The 21,381-nt window shown below is 62.0% G+C and carries 10 protein-coding genes; 4 read left to right on the plus strand and 6 right to left on the minus strand.

What is annotated here, in order from left to right:
- The first annotated feature begins 78 nt into the window (after positions 1 to 78).
- Together J2858_RS16790 and J2858_RS16795 are read left to right on the plus strand one after the other, a co-directional pair.
- Positions 79 to 759: an amino acid ABC transporter permease gene (locus J2858_RS16790; protein WP_210105966.1), complete on the plus strand. Its 681-nt coding sequence runs from the start codon at positions 79 to 81 to the stop codon at positions 757 to 759.
- Positions 756 to 1,517 (plus strand): amino acid ABC transporter ATP-binding protein, encoded by a 762-nt coding sequence (locus J2858_RS16795; RefSeq protein ID WP_210105967.1) that lies wholly within the window; start codon positions 756 to 758, stop codon positions 1,515 to 1,517. Before J2858_RS16790 ends, J2858_RS16795 begins: the two co-directional genes overlap by 4 nt.
- A gap of 22 nt (positions 1,518 to 1,539) precedes the next feature.
- On the opposite strand, the gene pyc is transcribed toward J2858_RS16795, so the two are convergent.
- Both pyc and J2858_RS16805 read right to left on the minus strand, forming a co-directional pair.
- Complete coding sequence (gene pyc / locus J2858_RS16800; protein ID WP_210105968.1) at positions 1,540 to 5,001, minus strand: pyruvate carboxylase; 3,462 nt, start codon at positions 4,999 to 5,001, stop codon at positions 1,540 to 1,542.
- A gap of 109 nt (positions 5,002 to 5,110) precedes the next feature.
- The gene (locus J2858_RS16805) at positions 5,111 to 5,818 is read right to left on the minus strand and encodes a helix-turn-helix transcriptional regulator (RefSeq protein ID WP_245366368.1); all 708 of its coding nucleotides are present in this window, start codon (positions 5,816 to 5,818) and stop codon (positions 5,111 to 5,113) included.
- A gap of 311 nt (positions 5,819 to 6,129) precedes the next feature.
- On the opposite strand from J2858_RS16805, the gene J2858_RS16810 reads away from it, so the two are divergent.
- Positions 6,130 to 7,899: a glucan ABC transporter ATP-binding protein/ permease gene (locus J2858_RS16810; protein WP_210105970.1), complete on the plus strand. Its 1,770-nt coding sequence runs from the start codon at positions 6,130 to 6,132 to the stop codon at positions 7,897 to 7,899.
- Positions 7,900 to 8,491: 592 nt separating this feature from the next.
- Here the strand turns inward: J2858_RS16810 and J2858_RS16815 are convergent.
- Positions 8,492 to 16,972, minus strand: a complete 8,481-nt coding sequence (locus J2858_RS16815; RefSeq protein ID WP_210105971.1) for a GH36-type glycosyl hydrolase domain-containing protein — start codon at positions 16,970 to 16,972, stop codon at positions 8,492 to 8,494.
- Positions 16,973 to 17,530: 558 nt separating this feature from the next.
- On the minus strand, positions 17,531 to 17,686 hold the full coding sequence (locus J2858_RS16820) for a hypothetical protein (protein ID WP_210105972.1): 156 nt from the start codon (positions 17,684 to 17,686) through the stop codon (positions 17,531 to 17,533).
- Between the two features lie 189 nt (positions 17,687 to 17,875).
- Between J2858_RS16820 and J2858_RS16825 the strand changes: the two genes are divergently transcribed.
- Positions 17,876 to 18,997 carry an NAD(P)/FAD-dependent oxidoreductase gene (locus J2858_RS16825; RefSeq protein WP_210105973.1) on the plus strand — a complete coding sequence of 374 codons (1,122 nt, stop codon included), beginning with the start codon at positions 17,876 to 17,878 and terminating at the stop codon, positions 18,995 to 18,997.
- 6 nt (positions 18,998 to 19,003) lie between these two features.
- Here J2858_RS16825 and J2858_RS16830 read toward each other — a convergent pair whose 3' ends face one another.
- Both J2858_RS16830 and cls read right to left on the minus strand, forming a co-directional pair.
- Positions 19,004 to 19,822, minus strand: coding sequence for an endonuclease/exonuclease/phosphatase family protein (locus tag J2858_RS16830; RefSeq protein WP_210105974.1), 819 nt, complete (start codon positions 19,820 to 19,822; stop codon positions 19,004 to 19,006).
- A gap of 75 nt (positions 19,823 to 19,897) precedes the next feature.
- A complete protein-coding gene (cls, locus tag J2858_RS16835; RefSeq protein ID WP_210105975.1) occupies positions 19,898 to 21,358 on the minus strand; it encodes a cardiolipin synthase in 1,461 nt (486 codons plus the stop codon).
- Positions 21,359 to 21,381: the final 23 nt, after the last annotated feature.

Consider the following 21,381-nt stretch of genomic DNA (forward strand, 5'->3'; position numbering starts at 1 on the left):
GGTGAAAAGGCGGAGCTTTGAGCGGCCGCCTTTTCCGCTTTATACCTTTGACCGAAACCCTGTTGGAGATCACTCACCGTGCCGCACTGGCTGCAACTGATGGCGGATGCCCTGCCCTCCCTTCTCTGGGCGGGGCTGATCTTCACCATTCCGCTCACCCTTCTCTCCTTTACCTTCGGGCTGGCCCTCGGTCTCGTCACGGCCCTGACGCGGCTGTTTGCAGTAAGGCCTCTGGTGGCAGTCGCGCGCTTTTACGTCTGGGTGATCCGCGGAACGCCGCTGCTCGTGCAGTTGTTCGTCATCTTTTACGGCCTGCCGAGCGTCGGCATCCTGCTCGATGCCTTTCCGGCGGCCTTGATCGGCTTTACGCTGAATATTGGCGCCTATAGTTCGGAAATCATCCGCGCCGTCATCTCCTCGGTGCCGAAGGGCCAGTGGGAAGCAGCCTATTCCATCGGCATGTCCTGGCGCCAGGCGATGATCCGCACGATCCTGCCGCAGGCCTCGCGGGTGGCCGTGCCGCCGCTTTCCAACACCTTCATTTCGCTGGTAAAAGACACCTCGCTTGCCGCAGCCATCACCGTGCCGGAACTGTTTCAGGCGGCCCAGCGCATCGTTGCCACAACCTATGAACCGCTGATCCTCTACATCCTCGCCGCCATCCTCTACCTTGCCCTCAGCACGGTTCTCTCCACGCTACAGGTGCATCTCGAAAAGCGCTTCGCCCGCTATGGCGGCATGCTGGAGACCAATGCATGATCAGGCTGTCCCACATCGAAAAGCGGTTTGGCGAGGCCGTCATCCTGAAGGATATCAACCTTGCCATGGAAGAAGGCAGCGTGACGGCGCTGGTCGGCCCCTCCGGCGGCGGCAAGAGCACACTTCTGCGCTGCATCAACCTTCTGGAGATCCCGAGCAAGGGCTCACTCACGCTTGGCGACCACAGCATCACGTTTGCGCCGGACAAGAAACTTGGCTGGCCGGATATCCAGCGCATCCGCCGCCAGACCGGCATGGTGTTCCAGAATTTCCAGCTCTTCCCGCACCGCACGGCGCTGGAAAACGTCATGGAAAGCCTTCTCACCGTGCTGAAATGGCCGAAGGAAAAGGCCCGCGCACACGCCATGGAACTGCTGACAAAGGTCGGAATGGCGCATAAGGCCGAGGCCTGGCCGGCCACGCTGTCGGGCGGCCAGCAGCAGCGCGTGGCCATTGCCCGGGCGCTTGCCCCATCGCCGCGCGTTCTTCTCTGCGACGAGCCAACCTCGGCGCTCGATCCGGAACTTGCCGCAGAAGTGGTGGACGTGCTGGCAAAGCTTGCCGCCGAAGGAACGACCATGGTGATGGCAACCCACGACCTCAGGCTTGCCTCGCGCATCGCCAACCATGTCGTGTTCCTCGAAGCGGGCCAGGTGATCGAGACCGGCCCCGCGCGCGACGTCTTCGACCATCCGCGCGAGGAGCGCACCCGCCAGTTCGTCGCCACGGTGACAGCCGCCCAGACCCACGAAGGTTGAGCGGCCGTCATTTTCTCAAGGGTCAGGCGGCGTAGACGAGCAGCAGGTCCTTGGCGTCGATCTGGTCGCCGGCCTTTACCAGCACTTCGGTAATGGTGCCGTCCTTTTCCGCATGCAGCGCCGTTTCCATCTTCATCGCCTCGATGGAGAGGAGCACGTCGCCGGCTTTCACCGTCTGGCCGGAGGAAACGAAGACGCGGGAAATGACACCCGGCATCGGCGCGCCGAGCTGGGCCGCATTGCCGGCTTCCGCCTTGCGACGCACCAGCGCGCCCGAGGCGCCGAAAGCACGGTCCGGCACCTTGATGCGGCGCGGCTGGCCGTTCAGCTCGAAGAAGACCGTGACAAGCCCTTGCGCATCCGGCGCACTGGCTGCCTGGTTGACGATGACGAGCGTCTTGCCTTTCTCGATATCGGCAAACAGTTCCTCACCATCGGCCATGCCGTAGAAATACGCGGGCGTCGGCAGAACCGAGACCGGGCCATAGGTATCCGAAGCCAGCGCGAAATCGGTAAACACCTTCGGGTACATCAGGTAGGAGGCGAACTCGAAATCGCTGACCGGGCGTTCGAGCTTGTCCTCGATACTCTTGCGCTCGGCATCGAGATCGGCATCGGCCAGCAGCGAGCCGGGGCGCACCGTATAGGGTTCCTCACCCTTCAGCGCCTTCTTCTGCAGCGCCTGCGGCCATCCGCCCGGCGGCTGGCCGAGATCACCCTTCAGCATGGACACGACCGAGTCGGGAAACGCGATATCACGTTCGGGATTCTGGACGTCGGCAACGGTCAGATCCTGGCTCACCATCATCAGCGCCATGTCACCCACCACCTTGGAGGAGGGCGTCACCTTGACGATATCACCGAACATCTGGTTCACGTCGGCATAGGTCTGCGCGACCTGATGCCAGCGCGTATCGAGCCCCAGAGAACGGGCCTGTTCCTTCAGATTGGTGAACTGGCCGCCCGGCATTTCGTGCAGATAGACTTCCGATGCCGGCCCCTTGAGGTCGCTTTCGAAGGCCGCATACTGATTGCGCACCGCTTCCCAGTAGAACGAGATGCGGCGGATCCAGGCAGGATCGAGGCCGGATGAGCGCTCGGTGCCGGAGAGCGCCTCAACGATGGAGCCGAGGCATGGCTGCGAGGTATTGCCGGAAAACGCATCCATCGCCGCATCCACCGCATCGACGCCGGCATCGATGGCGGCAAGCACGGTGGCGGCAGAAATGCCCGATGTATCATGCGTGTGGAAATGGATCGGCAGGCTGGTTGCCTCGCGCAGCGCCTTGAACAGCACGCGGGCTGCGGCAGGCTTCAAAAGCCCCGCCATGTCCTTCAGCGCAATGATATGCGCGCCGGCCTTTTCCAGTTCGACGGCAAGGTCGGCATAGTATTTCAGATCGTATTTGGGCCGTGCGCTGTTGAGGAGATCACCCGTGTAGCAGATCGCCGCCTCGCAAAGCTTGTTCTCTTCCTGCACCGCATCCATGGAGACGCGCATATTGTCGACCCAGTTCAGGCAGTCGAAGACGCGGAAGAGGTCGATGCCACCCTTTGCCGCCTGGCGGACGAAATATTTGACGACGTTATCGGGATAGTTCGTGTAGCCGACGCCGTTTGCACCGCGCAGCAGCATCTGCAGGAGAAGGTTCGGCGCGCCCTCGCGCACCAGCGCCAGCCGCTCCCACGGATCTTCGGTGAGGAAGCGCATGGAAACGTCAAAGGTGGCGCCGCCCCAGCATTCGAGCGACAGGAGGCCCGGCAGCGCCCGGGCATAGACGCCGGCAATGCTTGCGATGTCATGGGTGCGCATACGGGTGGCGAGCAGCGACTGGTGGCCGTCGCGCATGGTCGTATCGGTGAGCAGCACACGCGTTTCGGCGCGCATCCATTCGGCAAAGCCTTTCGGGCCGAGCGCGTCGAGCTTCTGCTTGGTGCCGTCGCGAACCGGCGCCTCGATATAGGGCACCACCGGCTTTGGCGCCGTCTCGGCCGGCTTTGGGCGACCCTTGGTCTCCGGATGGCCGTTGACGGTCACGTCTGCCAGATAGGTCAGAAGCTTGGTGGCACGGTCCTGGCGCTTCACCTGCTGGAACAGTTCCGGCGTCGTATCGATGAAGCGGGTCGTATAGGTGTTGTCGCGGAAACTCGGGTGGCCGATGATCGCTTCGAGGAAGGTGAGATTAGTAGCGACGCCACGGATCCGGAACTCCCGGAGCGCCCGGTCCATGCGGCTGATCGCTTCCTGCGGCGTGCCGCCGGAGGCCGTGACCTTGACCAGAAGCGGATCGTAGTAGCGGGTGATGATGGCGCCGGTATAGGCGGTGCCGCCGTCAAGCCGGATACCGAAACCGGCAGCCGAACGGTAGGCGGTGATGCGCCCGTAATCAGGGATAAAATTCTGCTCGGGATCTTCGGTCGTGATGCGGCACTGCAGGGCATGGCCGTTGAGGCGGATATTGTCCTGGGTCGGCACACCCGATTCCGGCGTGCCGATGGCAAAGCCTTCCAGCGCATGGATCTGCGCCTTGACGATATCGATCCCGGTGACGACCTCGGTCACCGTATGCTCCACCTGGATACGCGGATTGACCTCGATGAAGTAGAATTTGCCCGTATCGGCATCCATCAGATATTCGACGGTGCCGGCTCCCACGTAGTTGGTGGCAGAGGCGATCTTCAGCGAATAGGAGGCCAGTTCCTGGCGTTGGGCTTCCGAAAGATAAGGGGCCGGCGCGCGCTCGACGACCTTCTGGTTGCGTCGCTGGATCGAGCAGTCGCGCTCGAAAAGGTGGACGACATTGCCGTGCGTGTCGCCCAAAATCTGGCTTTCGACGTGACGGGCGCGCTCGACGAGCTTTTCGAGATAGACCTCGTCCTTGCCGAAGGCTGCCATGGCCTCGCGCTTGGCTTCGGTAACCTCCTTTGCCAGATCCTTCGGGTCGCGGATGGCGCGCATGCCGCGACCGCCACCGCCCCAGGACGCCTTAAGCATCACCGGATAGCCGATCTCCTCCGCCATGCGGGCAACTTCGGCCATGTCATCCGGCAGCGGTTCGGTCGCCGGAACGACCGGCACGCCGACGGAAATGGCAAGATTGCGGGCGGCCACCTTGTTACCCAGCCGGCGCATTGTGTCGGCCCTCGGACCGATGAAGATCAGGCCGGCGGCATCGCAGGCTTCGACGAATTCCGGGCTTTCCGACAGAAGTCCGTAACCGGGATGGATGGCGTCGGCGCCGGAGAGCTTTGCCACCCGGATGACTTCCGAAATCGACAGGTAGCTTTCGATCGGCCCCATGTCCTTGGCAAGATGCGGACCCCGGCCGACCTGATAGCTCTCGTCGGCCTTGAAGCGATGCAGGGAAAGCTTGTCTTCCTCCGCCCATATGGCGACGGTCTTGATCCCGAGTTCGTTTGCAGCGCGAAAGACGCGAATGGCAATTTCCGAGCGGTTCGCAACGAGAATCTTCGAAATCTTCAAGACAGTCTCCCCATGTCCATCACGGGGCATGCTGCACCCGCGAAAGAAATCATTACCGCCTTTTCACGGAAGTTCAATTTGCCGTGGTCAAAAATCTGTCAGCTTGCCGTCAGCTAACCAGTCCGAGGCGAAACGCCATGGCAATCACATGCTGCCTGTTCTTCGCTCCGAACTTTTCCTGGATGACGTTGATGTACCAATCGACCGTGTGGCTGGAAATCTGCAGTTCGCGGGCAATTTCATTCGACGTCAGCCCATCGGCCAGAAGCGAGAGAACCTCCATCTGCCGCTTGGTGAGTTCCGTGTCGAGAACAGCCAGCTTCTCCAGTTCCGCGGCCGTGCCCCGCAGTTCCAGAAATCGCCAGAACAACCGACGCATGGTCGATTCAAACAGCGAAAGTTCTGCCGGCGACAGGTCGACCGGCTGCCCACCGAAGGACACATAGCCCAGAAGACCGGTGCGGCCATGGACCGGAAACGTGTAACCATCGACCAGCCTGTATTTCGCGGCATCCTGCAGCAGGCGGAGCATGCGCTTGCGATAGGGATCGTTCTTGTAATTGTTGATCGCATCGCGCCAGCGATAGGGACGCTGGGCCACCATCAGCATCCGACGCACCGGATCAATCATCGCGTATTTCTTGGACGTATAGGCCTTGCGCCAACCTTCCGGCCAATGGCCGGCCACCATAAAATCGGAAAGATCGGCATTCGCCTTGTGGTTGATCCATATGCCGTAAAAATCGAAACCATAGGCGGACAGAAGATTTTCAAGCTCTCGCGCAAGTTCTTCGGGCGCCTTGATCTCGTTAATCAATATCAAAACTTGCAGAATTGAGTGAATTTTCACTCATACCCCCTGCCATGGACAGCCATGGACATTTATTGTTAGAACTACTTGACCGCAAATCCTCTGCACCAGCCCCTTCTACTCGTGTCAGCGCGAACTGAAGAACGATAGCGATTTCCATAGTGGGCTCTATTCTCGCGGCGATTGCAAGGGGGATCTTGTGAACCAGCAGCGATCGCCATATTGCTCCACAAGGCAGGGTGGCAGCGCCGTTCACCCTCCATACAGGTCCGATGCGCTATGAGCGGACCGATGCAGTCAGTACCGAGGTAACATCTTTGAGCTTGTTTCAGGTCTATGCGAGAGCGCTGAAATACCTGGGTTCCAGCAAGGTCCGGGTCTCTCTCGTCGTCGTGGCGAACATTGTTCTGGCCATTATCACGATTGCCGAACCAATCCTGTTCGGCCGGATCATCGATGCGATCTCCGGCGGCGGCGATGTCACGCCCATCCTGATCATCTGGGGCGGTTTCGGCGTGTTCAACACCGTGGCATATGTGCTCGTTGCCCGCGAGGCGGACAGGCTTGCGCATGGACGCCGCGCCACGCTCCTGACCGAGGCTTTCGGCCGTATCATTTCCATGCCGCTCTCCTGGCATCACCAGCGCGGAACGTCCAACGCACTCCATACGCTGCTTCGCGCCAGCGAGACGCTATTTGGTCTGTGGCTGGAATTCATGCGCACGCATCTGGCAACCGCTGTGGCACTGGTGCTTCTAGTGCCGACCGCGCTTTCCATGGACTGGCGCCTCAGCTGCGTCCTGATCGTGCTCGGCATTCTCTACTGGATCATCGGCCGCACGGTGATGAACCGCACGAAGGAAGGTCAGGCTTCCGTCGAGGGGCACTATCACACGGTCTTTTCGCATGTCAGCGATTCAATCAGCAACGTCACCGTGTTGCACAGCTATAACCGCATCGAGGCGGAAACCCGGGCGCTGAAAAGCTACACGGAAAACCTTCTCTCGGTCCAGTATCCGGTTCTCGACTGGTGGGCGCTTGCCAGCGCGCTCAATCGCATGGCCTCCACCATTTCGATGCTGATCATCCTTGTCATCGGCGTCATTCTGGTGCGGAACGGGGAAATCAAGGTGGGCGACGTGATCGCCTTCATCGGCTTTGCCAACCTCCTCATCGGCCGTCTCGACCAGATGCGCCAGTTCGCCACGCAGATCTTTGAAGCCCGCTCCAAGCTTGAGGAGTTCTTCACGCTGGAAGATGCGGTCAAGGATCGCGAAGAGCCGGCGGGTGCACGCGAGCTTGCCGACGTGCGCGGCGAGGTGGAATTCCGCAATGTCTCGTTTGATTTCGCCAGCACCACGCAAGGTGTCCGCGACGTCTCCTTCACCGCAAAGGCGGGACAGACCGTTGCCATTGTCGGCCCGACCGGGGCCGGCAAGACAACACTCGTCAACCTCCTCCAGCGGGTCTACGAGCCGCAGAATGGCGCCATCCTGATCGACGGCACGGATATTTCCAACGTGACCCGCAAGTCGCTGCGCCATTGCATCGCCACCGTCTTTCAGGATGCCGGCCTGTTGAACCGCTCGATCAGCGACAATATCCGGCTCGGCCGCGAGGGCGCGTCCGACGCCGAAGTCACCGCGGCCGCAGAGGCTGCAGCCGCGACGGACTTCATCGAGAGCCGCCTTGCCGGCTACGATACGCATGTCGGCGAGCGCGGCAACCGCCTGTCCGGCGGCGAGCGCCAGCGTATCGCGATTGCCCGTGCCATCCTGAAGAATGCGCCGATCCTGGTTCTCGACGAAGCGACCAGCGCGCTCGACGTGGAAACCGAAGCCCGCGTCAAGGAAGCCATCGACCGCCTGCGCCAGAACCGCACGACTTTCATCATCGCCCACCGGCTTTCGACCGTTCGCGATGCGGACGTGGTGCTGTTTCTGGATCATGGTCGAATCATCGAACAAGGCACCTTCGATGAACTCAGCGCCATGGGCGGCCGGTTTGCCTCGCTCCTGAAGACCAGCGGCATTCTGGCGGACGATACCAAGACGGCCGAGACGCTCGCCCTGCCGCAACCGGCCTGACGCCACGCCGCCCGGCACGCGCGCCCATGAGCGCCACACGTCGGCACACTGATCAACCAATGGACCGGCTATACCTTCCGTATAGCCGGTTTTTTTGTGTGCAGTAGCGAGACATCTGGCCGTCAATGCTGTGGCGTTTGGAGCGACCTTTTATCGGCGACAGCATCCCCATTTTTGACGGGCGGGAGGGATACCGCAACTCCTCTGAGGCCGCAGGGCCGGCCCTCTCGGGCATCCGGTGGGAAAGCTGCTTCACATCCTTGTCGATCTTGAAGCTGAAACGGGCGAGCGACAGCGTGCGAGGCAAGGCTCTGTCAACGAGCACCGCAGTGCAAGGTGACCGGCAAGGGACCTTCTCTGTCCACGAGATCGCGGACGGAGGTCATCCTGGGTCCACAGGAATGCTTCCTTATCACCGGCAGATCCTCAGCGGGTTTTCTCTCTCGTCACTGCCGCAGAGGACATGAGGTTTTGCTTGAAACAGGCCATATCGCATGGCCTTCCCTTTGCCCCACAAAAAAGCCCGGCCTGCTGACGGGCAGGCCGGGCCATTTCAATTCTGTCCGACAGACGGCTTGCAGAGCCCGCCTTGTCAGGCGAGCAACAGGCCTTCGTCGGCGGCAACCAGGATACCGTCCACGGTCACAGTCACCGATGCAGCACCGGCTTCTTTCTCGACCACGATACGACGGCTCTTGCCGGCAAGCTGCAGATCGGCGGTGAAGCCGGTCCAGTCGCTCGGCAGGACCGGGCGCACGAAGAGGCGGTTTCCTTCGCGGCGAATGCCCAGAATGCCCTCGACGGCAGCACGGTACAGCCAGCCGGCAGAGCCCGTATACCAGGTCCAGCCGCCACGGCCGGTGAGATCGCCGACGCCGTAGACGTCGGCTGCCACCACATAGGGCTCGACGCGGTAGGTTTCGGCAGAGGCCTGGTCCAGCGCGTGGTTGATCGGGTTCAACAGCTGGAAGGCCTTCCAGGCGTCGTCGCCGCGCTTGAGGCCAGCCAGCGCCAGCACCACCCAGATAGCGGCATGCGTATACTGGCCGCCGTTTTCGCGCACGCCCGGCGGATAGGCCTTGATGTAGCCTGGGTCCTTCGGCGTGTTGGCAAAGGCCGGCGTGAAGAGGCGGATGATGCCGTCCTTCTCGTCGACCAGCTTGTACATCACCGCATTCATCGCCTGTTCCTGGCGGGCCGGATCGCCCTCGCCCGACAGGACGCTCCACGACTGGCCAAGCGAATCGATGGCGCATTCGAGATTGCCGTTGGCACCCAGCGGGCCGCCATCGTCAAAATAGCCGCGGCGATAATAGGTGCCGTCCCAGCCGGCCGTTTCCAGCGCCTGTTTCAGCGAGCCGAGATGCGCCGTCCAGCGGCCGACGCGAGCCTCGTCGTTGCGCGCCTCTGCATAAGGCAGGAAGCGGCGCAGTGCGGCGGCAAGGAACCAGCCGAGCCAGACGCTGGTGCCGCGTCCGCCAACACCGACGCGGTTCATGCCGTCGTTCCAGTCGCCGCCGAGGATAAGCGGCAGGCCGTTGGAGCCGGTGCGGACAATCGCCAGATCCAGCGCGCGGGCGGCGTGCTCGTAAAGCGAGGCCGTCTCGGAGGAGATCTCCGGCTTGTAGAAGGCATCGTGCTGGCCGGGCGTCAAGGCCGTTCCCTGCAGGAAGGGCAGTTGCTCCTCCAGCACGGCGGCATCGCCGGTTGTGTGGATATATTCATGCGTGGCATAGGCAAGCCAGACCACGTCATCGGAGATGGTCGTGCGCACGCCGGCACCGGTGCCCGGAAGCCACCAATGCTGCACGTCGCCTTCCTTGAACTGGCGGCTTGCGGCATTGACGATCTGGCGGCGGGCCAGATCCGGCTCGTGCAGCAGGAAGGCCAGCGTATCCTGCAGCTGGTCGCGGAAGCCAAAGGCACCCGACGACTGGTAGAAGGCCGTGCGCGACAGGATACGGCAGCCGAGCGCCTGATAGGGCAGCCAGGTGTTGACCATATTGTCCAGCGCCTTGTCCGGCGTCTGGATCTTCAGGCGGCCGGTAAAGTCCTGCCAGAAACCGTTGGTGGTTTCGAGCACGGTCTGGAAGGACGAAGCCTTGACCTCTGCGGCAAGGCCTGCGGCCTCCGCGCGGGTGCCGCAATCGCCCATGAAGAAGGTGATGACCTTCTCCTCGCCAGGTGCCAGCTCGATATCGCAGGCCAGAGCCGCACAAGGCGCGCCATCCGGCTCCAGCGCACCGTTCAGACCGGAAGCGGTGATAACCGCCGTCGGCGCCGCAATCGAGCCGAAGCGGCCGATGAATTCGCGCCGGCTGGTGGTGAAGCCAGACGCCGTGACATCCGTGCCGAAGAAGGCCGTGCGATGGTGATCGATGCTGTAAGGGTTCGTCGCAAAGAGCGCGCCCGTTGCCTCGTCACGACCGCTCAAGATGAACGACTGCGTGCGCTGCGGATTGTTGCCGAGGATCCATTCGGCATAACCGTAGACGCGCAGGCGGCGGGGCTCGTCGCTTGTGTTGGCAATGGTGATCTTCGAGAACTTCACCGGGCGCGTGCGATCAACCGTTTGCGTCAAGGTGAGCGAAAGGCCCTCTTCCTTGGCGGTAAAGGTTGAATAGCCAAGGCCATGGCGGGTTTCAAAGGCGACCGAGGGACGGCGTGACAGAGCGGCAAACGGTGTCGAGACCTGCAGGCTGTCGAGATCGGCGACATAGAAAGCTTCGCCCGGCCGATTGATGACCGGATCGTTCGACCACGGCGTCAACTGGTAATCGCGCGAGTTCTGGCTCCAGGTGAAGCCGGCGCCTTCCGCCGAGATGTGGAAGCCGAAATTCTCATTGGAGATCACGTTGATCCACGGCTGCGGCGTGGCGCCGCCGCCGGAGAGGCGCACGACATATTCCGTGCCATCGCCGGAGAAGCCGCCGTAACCGTTCCAGAAGTCGAGATCGGTGACGGGTGCTGCAACCGGCGCGCCAAAGTTTTCGGCAGACAGAAGGACGCGACGATCCGTTTCCACCTCGACCCCGCGCGGGGACGAGAAGAGCGAGACGGCGCGGTTGACCTGATCCTCGATCTTGCCGTTGCGGGCGTGAAGAACGACACGCGAGGCGGCGATGAGAGCGGCCCAGGTTTCCTCGTCCATCAGGTCGCGGCGAAGCGCAAATACCTGCTGGCGGCCTTCGGACTGACCAAGGCGGCGCACGCTTTCGCTGATGTGATCGATGGCGTGCTGCATATCCTGCGCATAGGAAGCAGGTTTTTCGTTGACGACGGCGAGATCCGCCATGACGCCGCGCGAGCGCAGATATTCCTGCGCCGACAGCGCCTCCTTCACCACATCCATGTCGATTTCGTCATTGATGCGCAGCGTGAAGATCGGCAGGTCACCGGAGATCGACAAGCCCCAGAGCTGGCGCTGCGAGGCAAGGCCGGCTTCCACGGTTGCCGCATCGGCGCGCAGATACATGTCGGGATAGACAAGGTAACGGCCAAGATGCTGGAAGGCCGCTGCCTGCTGGGAGCTGATGCCGATATGGCGCATCTGCACCTGCACGCGCGTCCAGGCCTGCGTCAGTTCCGAGCCAAACGCATCCGGGTGACGATAGCGCTCGATGGCGCCGTCCAGTTCCTCGCGGCTCGGGGCAGCGATCGTCCAGAAGATGACGCTGACTTTCTTGCCGGCCGGCACGCGCACGACGCGGCGCAGCGACAGGATCGGATCAAGCGTAAAGCCATCCGTGCCGGAGAGCGTCGCATCCTGATCGAATGCGGCAGCTTCGGCAAGCGTGCGGCCACGGCCGATAAAGCGGCGACGGTCCGTCTCGAACTCGGTCGGGCGCGACGAGCCGGCATTGTCGGCGGCCAGATGCGCGATGTGCATCGAGGGTTCGTTCGGGTTGCGCTTGTTGCGCCAGGCACGGATCACATCGCCGCGACGGCCGATCTCGGTGCGAATGAACATGCGCGAGAAGACCGGATGGGCGTTATCGTCATCCTCATTGGCAATCACCGGCTCCAGATAGGAGGTCACTTCGATGAAGCGATCTTCGGTGCCCGTGTTGAGCAGCGTCAGGCGACGGCCTTCCGCATCGTGTTCGGTTGCCACGATGCATTCGACGGTGCTTGTGAGCGTGCCGACAGTCTTGACGAATTCGGCCTTTTCATCGCCGAACACGGTTTTGACCTTTTCGCCTTCCGCACGGCGCGGCTCGGCCGTCGTCGACCACCACTGGCCGCTCGCTGTATCGCGCAGGAAGAGGAAGTTGCCCCAGCGATCCTCGACCGGATCGGCTTTCCAGCGGGTGACCGCCATGCCGTTCCAACGCGAGTAACCGGTGCCGGTTGCCGTCAGCATCGTGGAATAGTGACCGTTGGACAGGAAGACCAGTTCGCGATCGCGGCCGGCCGGATCCTGAATGGTGCGGATTTCGGAGCGCAAGAGATCGGCCTGGCCCTTGCCGGGCGTTTCCGGCTCATACTTGGAGCCCATGACGGGCACTTCGCGCGGCGCCTTTTCCTGCAGCAGCAGTTCAGCCGCTTCCACCACCGGATCGGCATGGAAAAGCTCGCGCAGCTTGCCGTTGTTGACGACGTTGGCAATGGCTGCAATCGACATGCCGTGGTGGTGGGCATAGTAGTTGAACACCACCGCGCATTTCTTGCCTTCCGGCACGCGGGTCGGCGTGTAATCGACGGCGTCATGGAAGCCGTATTTGCCGAGGGCACCCACGGCACGCAGCTTTTGCAGGTTTTCGAGCGCTGCCAGCGGATTGTATTGGCTGGCGAGGATCGATGCATAGGGGGCGACGACGGCGTTCTGGCCGAGACCGCGCTTGAGGCCAAGCGTCGGCACACCAAAGTTCGTGTACTGGTAGTTGAGGTTATGGTCGCGGGCATTGAACGCGGCTTCCGAAATCCCCCAGGGGATGTTCAGCCGGCGGCCATGGTTCATCTGCTCCTCGACGATCAGGTTGTTCGTCTGGTTCAGAATGCCACCCTGACGCTCCTGCATGACGAGCGGCGGCATCAGGTATTCGAACATCGAGCCCGACCAGGAGATCAGCGCGCCGCGCGCACCGATCGGCACGACCTGGCGGCCGAGGCGATACCAGTGCTCGGTCGGCAGATCGCCCTTGGCAATCGCAAAGAGGCTGGTCAGGCGGCATTCGGACGCCAGAAGGTCATAGCAGGCCTCATCGAGATCATTGCTCTCGACGCGGTAGCCGATCGATAGAAGACGGCGATCCTTGCGGTAGAGGAAGGTGAAATCCATCGAGAAGGCGAGCGTGCGGGCACGGTCGCGCAGCTGCGTCAGGCGCTGGCGCAGCGGCTCGATATTGGTCATGTCGAAGGTGGTATCGGCAATATGCGCTTCGCAGGCACCGACGAGCGATTCGGCCCAGCGGGTGACTTCCGTGCTCTGCGCGGAACTGACCTCATGGTCGAGATTGGAGGCGAGCTTCTGGATGTCGCGGGCAAGAACCGCAAGGTTGATGATGCGGATCGAGGCAAACTCGTGCTCGCGCTTGACGGCGGCGAGCGCATTGCCGAAGCCGATGATGCGCTCTTCCAGGCGCCGGCGCAGCGGGCGGACGGTCTTGCGGTCGTCCGGCAGTTCGTTCAGCACTTCCGACAGGATGCCGGCCACATCGCCGATGCCATCGAGCGAGGCCTGCAGATGCGCAGACGGCGCTTCCGCCCATTCGCGGCAGGCGGACGAGACGGCGATCAGATGGCCGGCAAGGTTGCCGCTGTCGACGGTCGAGACGTAACGGGGGCCGAGCGTCAAAAGGCTGTCGGTGTGATACCAGTTGAACAGGTGGCCGCGGAACTTGTCCATCTTCTCCACGGTCGCAACCGTGGCTTCGATGCGCTCCAGCGTATCCTGGAAGCTGATCCAGCCGAAATGACGGGCCGAGACGACGGAGAGCAGGTAGACGCCGATATTGGTGGGCGATGTGCGCTTGGCAACGATCGGCTCGGGCTTTTCCTGAAAATTGTCCGGCGGCAGGAAATGCTGGTCTTCGGTGACGAAGGATTCGTAATAGCGCCACGTCCGGCGCGAAATCTTGCGCAACTCGACCGAGACGGATTCCGGCACGAACAGGCGATCTTCGGTTTCCGCCGACTGGCTCACATACCAAGCCACCAGCGGAGAGACGACCCAGAGGATGACAAAGGGAATGCCGACGAGGAAGGCATTGTCATCCGGCAGGGCGGCAATCATCAGGGCCAGGACGGCGGCCACCGGCGCATGCCACATGGAGCGGTAGTAATCCTGCGGGCTGCCCTGTGCGGAGGACTGGATGCTGGCGGCGGTACGCCATTCCAGCATCTGCTTGCGGCTGACGAACAGGCGGTAGATCGAGCGCACGATGGCATCGATCATCCGGAAGGCGGAATCGGCGATGAAGACGATGCGGAGCGCGACCTGGGCATTGGCCGAGCGAATATCCGACCAGACCGAATAGAAATGGGCGCTGGGCACGATATCGGTCGAGCGCGGCACGATGCCGGTGATGAGCGAGAGGGTGGGCGCGACAAACAGCGAGAAGATGAGGAGGATCTGCCAGACGAGCGCGCCGAGCGGATCCATGAAATACCAGCCCAGTACCGAGGCGAAGAACCAGGCGATCGGGGTGAGCGAACGGCGCAGGTTATCGACCATCTTCCACCGGCCAAGCGCAGTGACGCCCCGCAGCGGATCGAGGATGTAGGGCAGGAGCTGCCAGTCGCCACGCGCCCAGCGATGCTGACGCGACACTTCCACCTCGTAGCGGGTGGGGAAATCCTCGACCAGTTCCACATCGGTAATGAGGGCGCAGCGGGCAAACGAGCCTTCCAGAAGGTCGTGGCTCAGCACCGCATTTTCCTCGATGCGGCCGCGAAGGGCCGTCTCGAACGCATCCACGTGGTAGAGGCCCTTGCCGGTGAACGAGCCTTCGCCGGTCAGGTCCTGGTAAACGTCGGATACGGTGAAGACATAAGGGTCGATGCCGCGGCTGACGGAATAGACGCGCTGGAAAACCGACGCATCCTTGCCCGTGGTGAGCGACGGCGTGACGCGCGGCTGCAGAAGCGCATAACCGTGAATGACGCGGCCCGTTTTCGGATCATGCACCGGCCGGTTGATCGGATGGTGCAGCTTGCCGACAAGCTTGGTTGCCGCATCGCGCATCAGGCGCGTATCGGCATCGAGCGTCATAACGTACTGGACGTTTTCGGGAACCGTGTTGGCGCCCTGCAGATAGGTCGTGTCCTTGTCGCCACGCAGCAAAAGGTTCAACTCGTGCAGCTTGCCGCGCTTGCGCTCCCAGCCCATCCACACCCCTTCGGAGGGGTTGTAGAGGCGACGGCGGTGAAGGAGGTAGAACCGCGTCCGGCCATCGAAGGCATAGCGATTGCTGAGCAGCGTAATCTCGCGGCGGGCATATTCCAGCACTTCGAGATCGGCATCGGTCTGCTCTACGGCGGAATCCTTCCAGTCGCTGAGCAGCGCGAAATAGATCTCGCCATGCGGGTTTGCGAGGTAGTGAACCTCGAGGTTACGCACCAGTTCATCCACCGTATCGCGGTTGTTGATGATGCACGGCACGGCCACCAGCGTGCGGGCATCCTCCGGGATGCCGTTCTTGAACTCGTAGCCGACGAGGCGCGAAGGCTTCACCACATAGGTGACCAGCGTATTGAAAAGGCCGGTTGCCCCTTCCGAAGCCGGAAGCGAAAACATCAGGAGGAAGAGCACGATGACCGGCCAGGACATGCCGGCATGGGCGAGGAACCCGCCGACAATGGCAAGCGCCAGGAAGGTCAGCAACAGAACCGGCACGGCAACTGAAAGCCAGTTCATCGACTGGATGGTGCGGGTGATACGCTGGCCGATGGTCGGCGTGTAACCGACCGCCTTTTCCAGTTCCGGCCGATACATGCCGGTCAGGAAGGCGCCGACATTGGCCTTGTGCGGATCGGGAACGGGGGCGCTGCGCGCCTCGTCGGCGAGCGCAATGGCGGCGCGCGCCACCTCGATCTCGCTCTTGCCGCAATAGCGGGCAAGCTTCTCGATGCGGTTGCGGTAGGAATTGCGCGAGCCGAAGTCGAGTTCGTTATAATCGCTCTGCGCCCGCAGAACCTGGTCGACAAGGCAGACTTCCTCGAACCAGACGCTCCATTCGGTGTCGTCGATCTCGCGCAGGCTCTTGATGATGTTGCCCATCGTCACGTTGCCGGAGGAGAGGCGGTTGTGTTCCGCCATCATCACTTCTTCGGTGTCGGTGCCGGCCTTTTCCAGTCGAGCTTCCAGCCAGGAGATGGCAAAACCTGAGGATTGCGAAGCATTGCGCAGGCGATAGAGGAACTGCGTGGCGAAGGTATTGTCGCTTGTCAGCGGCGCGATGCGCGCAAAAAGCTCACTGCAGGCGGCCTCGTCGTTGAGGCGGATCACTTCGTCGGCGGCTTCGTTCGCCTTCTGACGCATATGACGCGAGCGCTCGACGCGGATGGAAATGCGGCGCAGATTTTCAATCAGCACAAAGCGCATGAAGGACGGCAGCGCCCACAGCTCGCCGATTTCCAGCGACTGATGGACCTGAAACCCTTCCGTCATCGCCGTCAGATTGTCACGCGACAGACTGCTATGGGTGTGGGCGACATAAAGCCAGGCGAGCGCCAGAACGCGCGGGATCTCGATCGACCCAATCCGCATCGTCGGCAGCTGTTTGTAGAACTTGCGCGGGAAGTCACGGCGGACTTCCTGGATCGCTTCCTCGACGATGTAGTGGTTGTCGAGCAGCCATTCGGCCGCAGGCGTGATGGTCGCGCCGGCCTCCACATCCTTGGCCGTCGAGCGGTAGACCCTCAGGATCTCCTTCTCGTTTTCCTTGTGCCGCTCGCGAAAATCGAACGCCATGAAGCCCGGCAGCGACTGCACGCCGTCGCGTGCCAGAGCTTCGCCACAGGCGCGCAGATCCTCTGCGTTGAAATAGGTCGCGCGGATCGCCTCGTTATGGTCGATCTGCTTGCCTTCGGTTTCACGCGGGGTCGCGGCAGGCGTATTATGAAATGACATCGGGGCGGCTTCTAAGAATGAGTGGCACTGACTGAGGGAGGAAGACTTGGTCGGTTGAAACCGTCAAGCTTCGATCCGGTCCGGCTTGAGACGTGCGGAAAACAGGAGAGAGAAAGGCACCTGCCGCGCGCGTGCGGGGTGGCCTGAAACGCGAACGCAAGGGTAGAACCTGTTCACATGCTTCTCCAAAACTATCACCGCCCGGCTCTACCCCGCCAGGTCTGAATGAAACCTGAACGTAAACAGCCGGTTGGAAGACTAAAGGCGATGTATGATGCGCGCCACTCCACAAGACGCGATACATGCTGACGGCGTTAAGTCCGCAGGATGCAGTTGGTTCCATGACATCAACACTTGATGCTTTCAAGCATCATTGCGTCGCAAGGCGACCGCGCGGTCTAAAACCTTTATATGTGAGAGTCTGTCGGCGAAAAGGCACGGATTGAGGCCGTAAAGACGGGCCTATCCGTGCAGCCCTCACCGCATACCAAAAGGCCTCTTGCGCGCCTGAAATTTCAGGAGCGCAAGAGGCCGTGGCAAGGCGGGAGGAAACCGTGTTTAGTTGAAGAGGCCGAGAATACCGGCGGAAACGAAGATGAAGGCGGCGATGACGAGGGCACCGTTCAAATGCCGCAGAAGACGCTGGCGGCCTGCGGAAACGCCTGCGGTTTCGAGGCGGGGGCGGAAGGATACCGGATGATCAACATGGCTCATGCGTGTCTCTCCCTTGAACATCGTTGTTCATATTCGGTTAATGTATCTTAACTCTACGCAATTGGTAGAGATAATCTTCCCCGGCGGGCCAACGGGGCGAAATATCCTTCCAACGCCCACCCCTGCGGTCCCGCAAGCGACGAACGCCGGGGACTTCAGGCTCGGACCCAAGCAAAAGAGGAGAGACACTTGTCGGATATCGATGCGATTGTCGTGGGAGCCGGCGTGATCGGGCTTGCCGTCGCCCGTCAGCTTTCGAGAACCGGTCGATCGGTCCTGGTTCTGGAAGCCGAAGGCACTATTGGAACCGGCACCTCCTCGCGCAACAGCGAGGTGATCCATGCCGGGCTTTACTATCCGCAAGGTAGCCTAAAGGCGCGCCTCTGTGTTGAGGGGAGACAGCAGCTTTACGACTTTTGCCTCTCGCATGGCGTGGAGCATCGCCGCTGCGGCAAGCTGATCGTCGCGGCAGACGACACGGAAATTCCGCTTCTCGAAGGGTTGGCCCAGAAGGGCATCGCGAATGGCTGCAGCGACCTTCGCCTCCTGACGGCACGCCAGGCGCAGGCGCTGGAACCGGCGCTTGCCTGCCGGGGCGCCCTCCACTCCCCCTCGACCGGCATCATCGACAGCCATGGCTATATGCTGGCGCTGCGCGGCGATGCGGAAGATGCCGGCGCCGCATTTGCCTTCCATGCACCGCTTGTTTCGGCCCGGATCACGGCTCAAGGGTTTGTGGTTGGCGTCGGTGGGGCAGATCCGATGGAGATCTCGTGCGCCATGCTGGTCAATGCAGCCGGTCTTGCCGCCTCGCATGTTGCCGGCAACATCGCGGGGCTTGCCGCCTCGGCCGTGCCACCGACGCGGTTTGCCAAGGGCAATTACTTCATGCTGGCCGGACGGGCGCCGTTTCGCCACCTCATCTATCCGGCTCCGCATACCCATGGGCTCGGCGTCCACCTGACGCTGGATCTCGCCGGACAGGCACGGTTTGGCCCGGATGTGGAATGGATCGATGCGGTGGATTATGCCGTCGATCCTCAACGCCTGGAAGGCTTTGACGCGGCCATCCGGCGCTATTGGCCGGATCTGCCGGACGAGGTTCTCGCTCCCGGCTATGCCGGCATCCGCCCGAAAATCAGCGGGCCGGACGATCCGGCGCAGGATTTCCGGATTGACGGCCCCGAATTGCATGGCGTGCCGGGACTGGTCAACCTCTTCGGCATCGAAAGCCCGGGGCTCACCGCATCGCTTGCCATTGCAGCCGAGGTGGGAAAGCGGCTGATGCCGGAGCATGCACCCATCAACTGAGGGCCGTCAGGCCGGTGCGGCGTGACGCACCAGTGCCTTGATCGGCAGATGATCGGAGGCGGTGCGGGCAAGCGCCGTGTCATGCACGCGCACGCGCTCGATGAGGTCTGGACGGTTGCTCATGATGCGATCGAGCGCCAGAACCGGCAGGCGCGACGGAAAGCTTGGGACGGCGGCCGGCATGCCGCGAAAGATCGCAGACAGCGAGTTGAGCGAGGATCGATCCCCCAGCCGCCATTCGTTGAGATCCCCCATCAGGATCGTCGGCTGCTCGTCGCGGGCCGACAGAAGATCGAGGATCATGCGGGCCTGCTGCTGGCGCGAGCGGTTGAGCAGGCCCAGATGGGCCGCAATGACGCGCAGCACATGGCCGTCCTTCATCTCCAGTTCGGTCATCAGCGCCCCGCGCGGCTCAAGTCCCGGCAGCTTCACCTGATGCACGTCACGGACGACACCTTCACGAAAGAACAGCACATTGCCGTGCCAGCCATGGGCCTTGGAGACACCGGACAGCGGCACGGGGACAAGTCCTGTCTCACGCTCCATCCAGTTGAGATCAAGGAGCCCGCGCCGTTCGCCAAACCGCGTATCGGCCTCCTGCAGCGCCAGCACATCCGGGCCGATCTCGCGGATGACATGGGCGATGCGGGCCGGATCGAATTTCCCGTCGACGCCAACGCATTTGTGGACATTGTAAGAGGCGACCAGCAGGCCGCCCTCGTCGCGCGCAGACAGTTCCTCCTCACGCAGCTGATCGCGCTGCTTGCGATTGCGCAAGGAGGCAACGAGATTTGCCCGCAGGTTGGGATTGCCGGACTGTTTCATGCGCGGGCGGATGGTTTCTGCAATCGTTTCATAAGACCAGTATAGCGCCCGGGCCGACTGCTTCCAGTGGCTTTGTCAAAGATAGGGCGAGCCGAGCCAGAGGATGCGATCGAACAGGCGCCCGAGGAAGGGCCGCGCCTTCCATTGTTCCAGCGTCACCGGTTCGGCCGCCACCAGCAACCGCTCGATCCGTTCCTCGAGAGCGCCGGCAAAGGCGAGATCGAAGATTTCAAGATCAACCTCGAAATTGAGGCGCAGGGAGCGGGGGTCGATGTTGGACGAGCCGACATAGGCCCAGCGCCCATCCACCACCATCAGCTTGGAATGGTTGAACGGGCCGCTCGACCGCCAGAGACGGCAATCGCCCTTGAGGATCTGGTCGAACTGCGCCGTCATCGCCCGATCCACCAGCGTCAGATTGTTGGCGGCAGGCACGACGATATCGACGGCCACGCCCCGGCGGGCAGCGGTGGCAAGCGACGCGATGAGCTCGCGGTCGGGCAGAAAATAGGGCGAGACGATGCGGATCGAGGACCGGGCGACGGAAAAGGCACCCATCAGCATCTTGTGATTGGTCTCCACGCTGCGATCCGGACCGGAGGCGACGGTACGCACATGAACAGCACTGCCGGGTTCGCTGACCGGCGCCTCGATCCGCCAGGCTTCGCCAGAGAGGCGCTCGCCATTGGCAAAGCGCCAGTCTTCCCCGGCTACCGACAGAAGATCGGCAACAACAGGGCCTGTCAGGCGGAAATGCGTATCCATGGCATGGTCATCGCCGGAAATCTCCTGAGAGAAGGCCTCGCGGATGTTCATGCCACCGGTAAAGGCAACCGCGCCATCGACCACCATGATCTTGCGGTGGGTGCGAAGGTTAGCATAGGGCAGCCGCAGGCCCATGATGACATTGCCGTTGAACACATCGACCGTCACGCCGCCATCGCGCAACATGCCAAGCACGCTCGGCACCGAATAGCGTGCGCCGACCGCATCGATCAGAACCCGTACGCTCACGCCGCGCTTGACCGCATCGATCAATGCTTGCGCAAACCGCCGGCCAATGCGGTCGCGATCGAAAATATAGGTTTCGAGGATGACGCTGCGACGGGCCGTTTCAACGGCTGCCAGCATCGCGCCATAGGCCGCATCCCCCCCATCCAGCACCTCGATGCTGTTGCCGGTCGTCAGGAAATAGCGCGTGACGCGATCGCCCAGCGTCTTCATGGCAAGAAAGCGACGACCGAACTGCTCGGCGACCTTAGCATCGGTCGCATCATAGGATTCCAGATGGTCGAGAAACGCGTCTCCCAGCTTGGAGCGCTGGTGTCCGATGGCGCTGCGGCGAATGCGGTTGATGCCGGCAATCAGATAGAGAAACGCACCGATGATCGGCGACAGGAGGATGACGCCGACCCAGCCGATGGCCGAGCGCACCTCTTCCTTGGTCATGGTCACGTGGATCGCAGCCGTCGCCCCCATCACGACCGACAGGGTAAAGACGATATGCGGCCAATAGGTCGAAAGAAGATCCAGCATGGCGCCAGATATAGGCCTCTCCA

This window comes from Neorhizobium galegae (assembly GCF_017877135.1).
GTDB classification, from domain to species: Bacteria; Pseudomonadota; Alphaproteobacteria; order Rhizobiales; family Rhizobiaceae; genus Neorhizobium; species Neorhizobium galegae_A.

Coding starts and splice junctions, on each gene's coding strand:
- J2858_RS16795 (WP_210105967.1), top strand. CDS start 756: ATGATCAGGCTGTCCCACATCGAAAAGCGGTTTGGCGAGGCCGTCATC.
- J2858_RS16815 (WP_210105971.1), bottom strand. CDS start 16,972: ATGTCATTTCATAATACGCCTGCCGCGACCCCGCGTGAAACCGAAGGC.
- J2858_RS16820 (WP_210105972.1), bottom strand. CDS start 17,686: ATGAGCCATGTTGATCATCCGGTATCCTTCCGCCCCCGCCTCGAAACC.
- J2858_RS16830 (WP_210105974.1), bottom strand. CDS start 19,822: ATGAAACAGTCCGGCAATCCCAACCTGCGGGCAAATCTCGTTGCCTCC.
- cls (WP_210105975.1), bottom strand. CDS start 21,358: ATGCTGGATCTTCTTTCGACCTATTGGCCGCATATCGTCTTTACCCTG.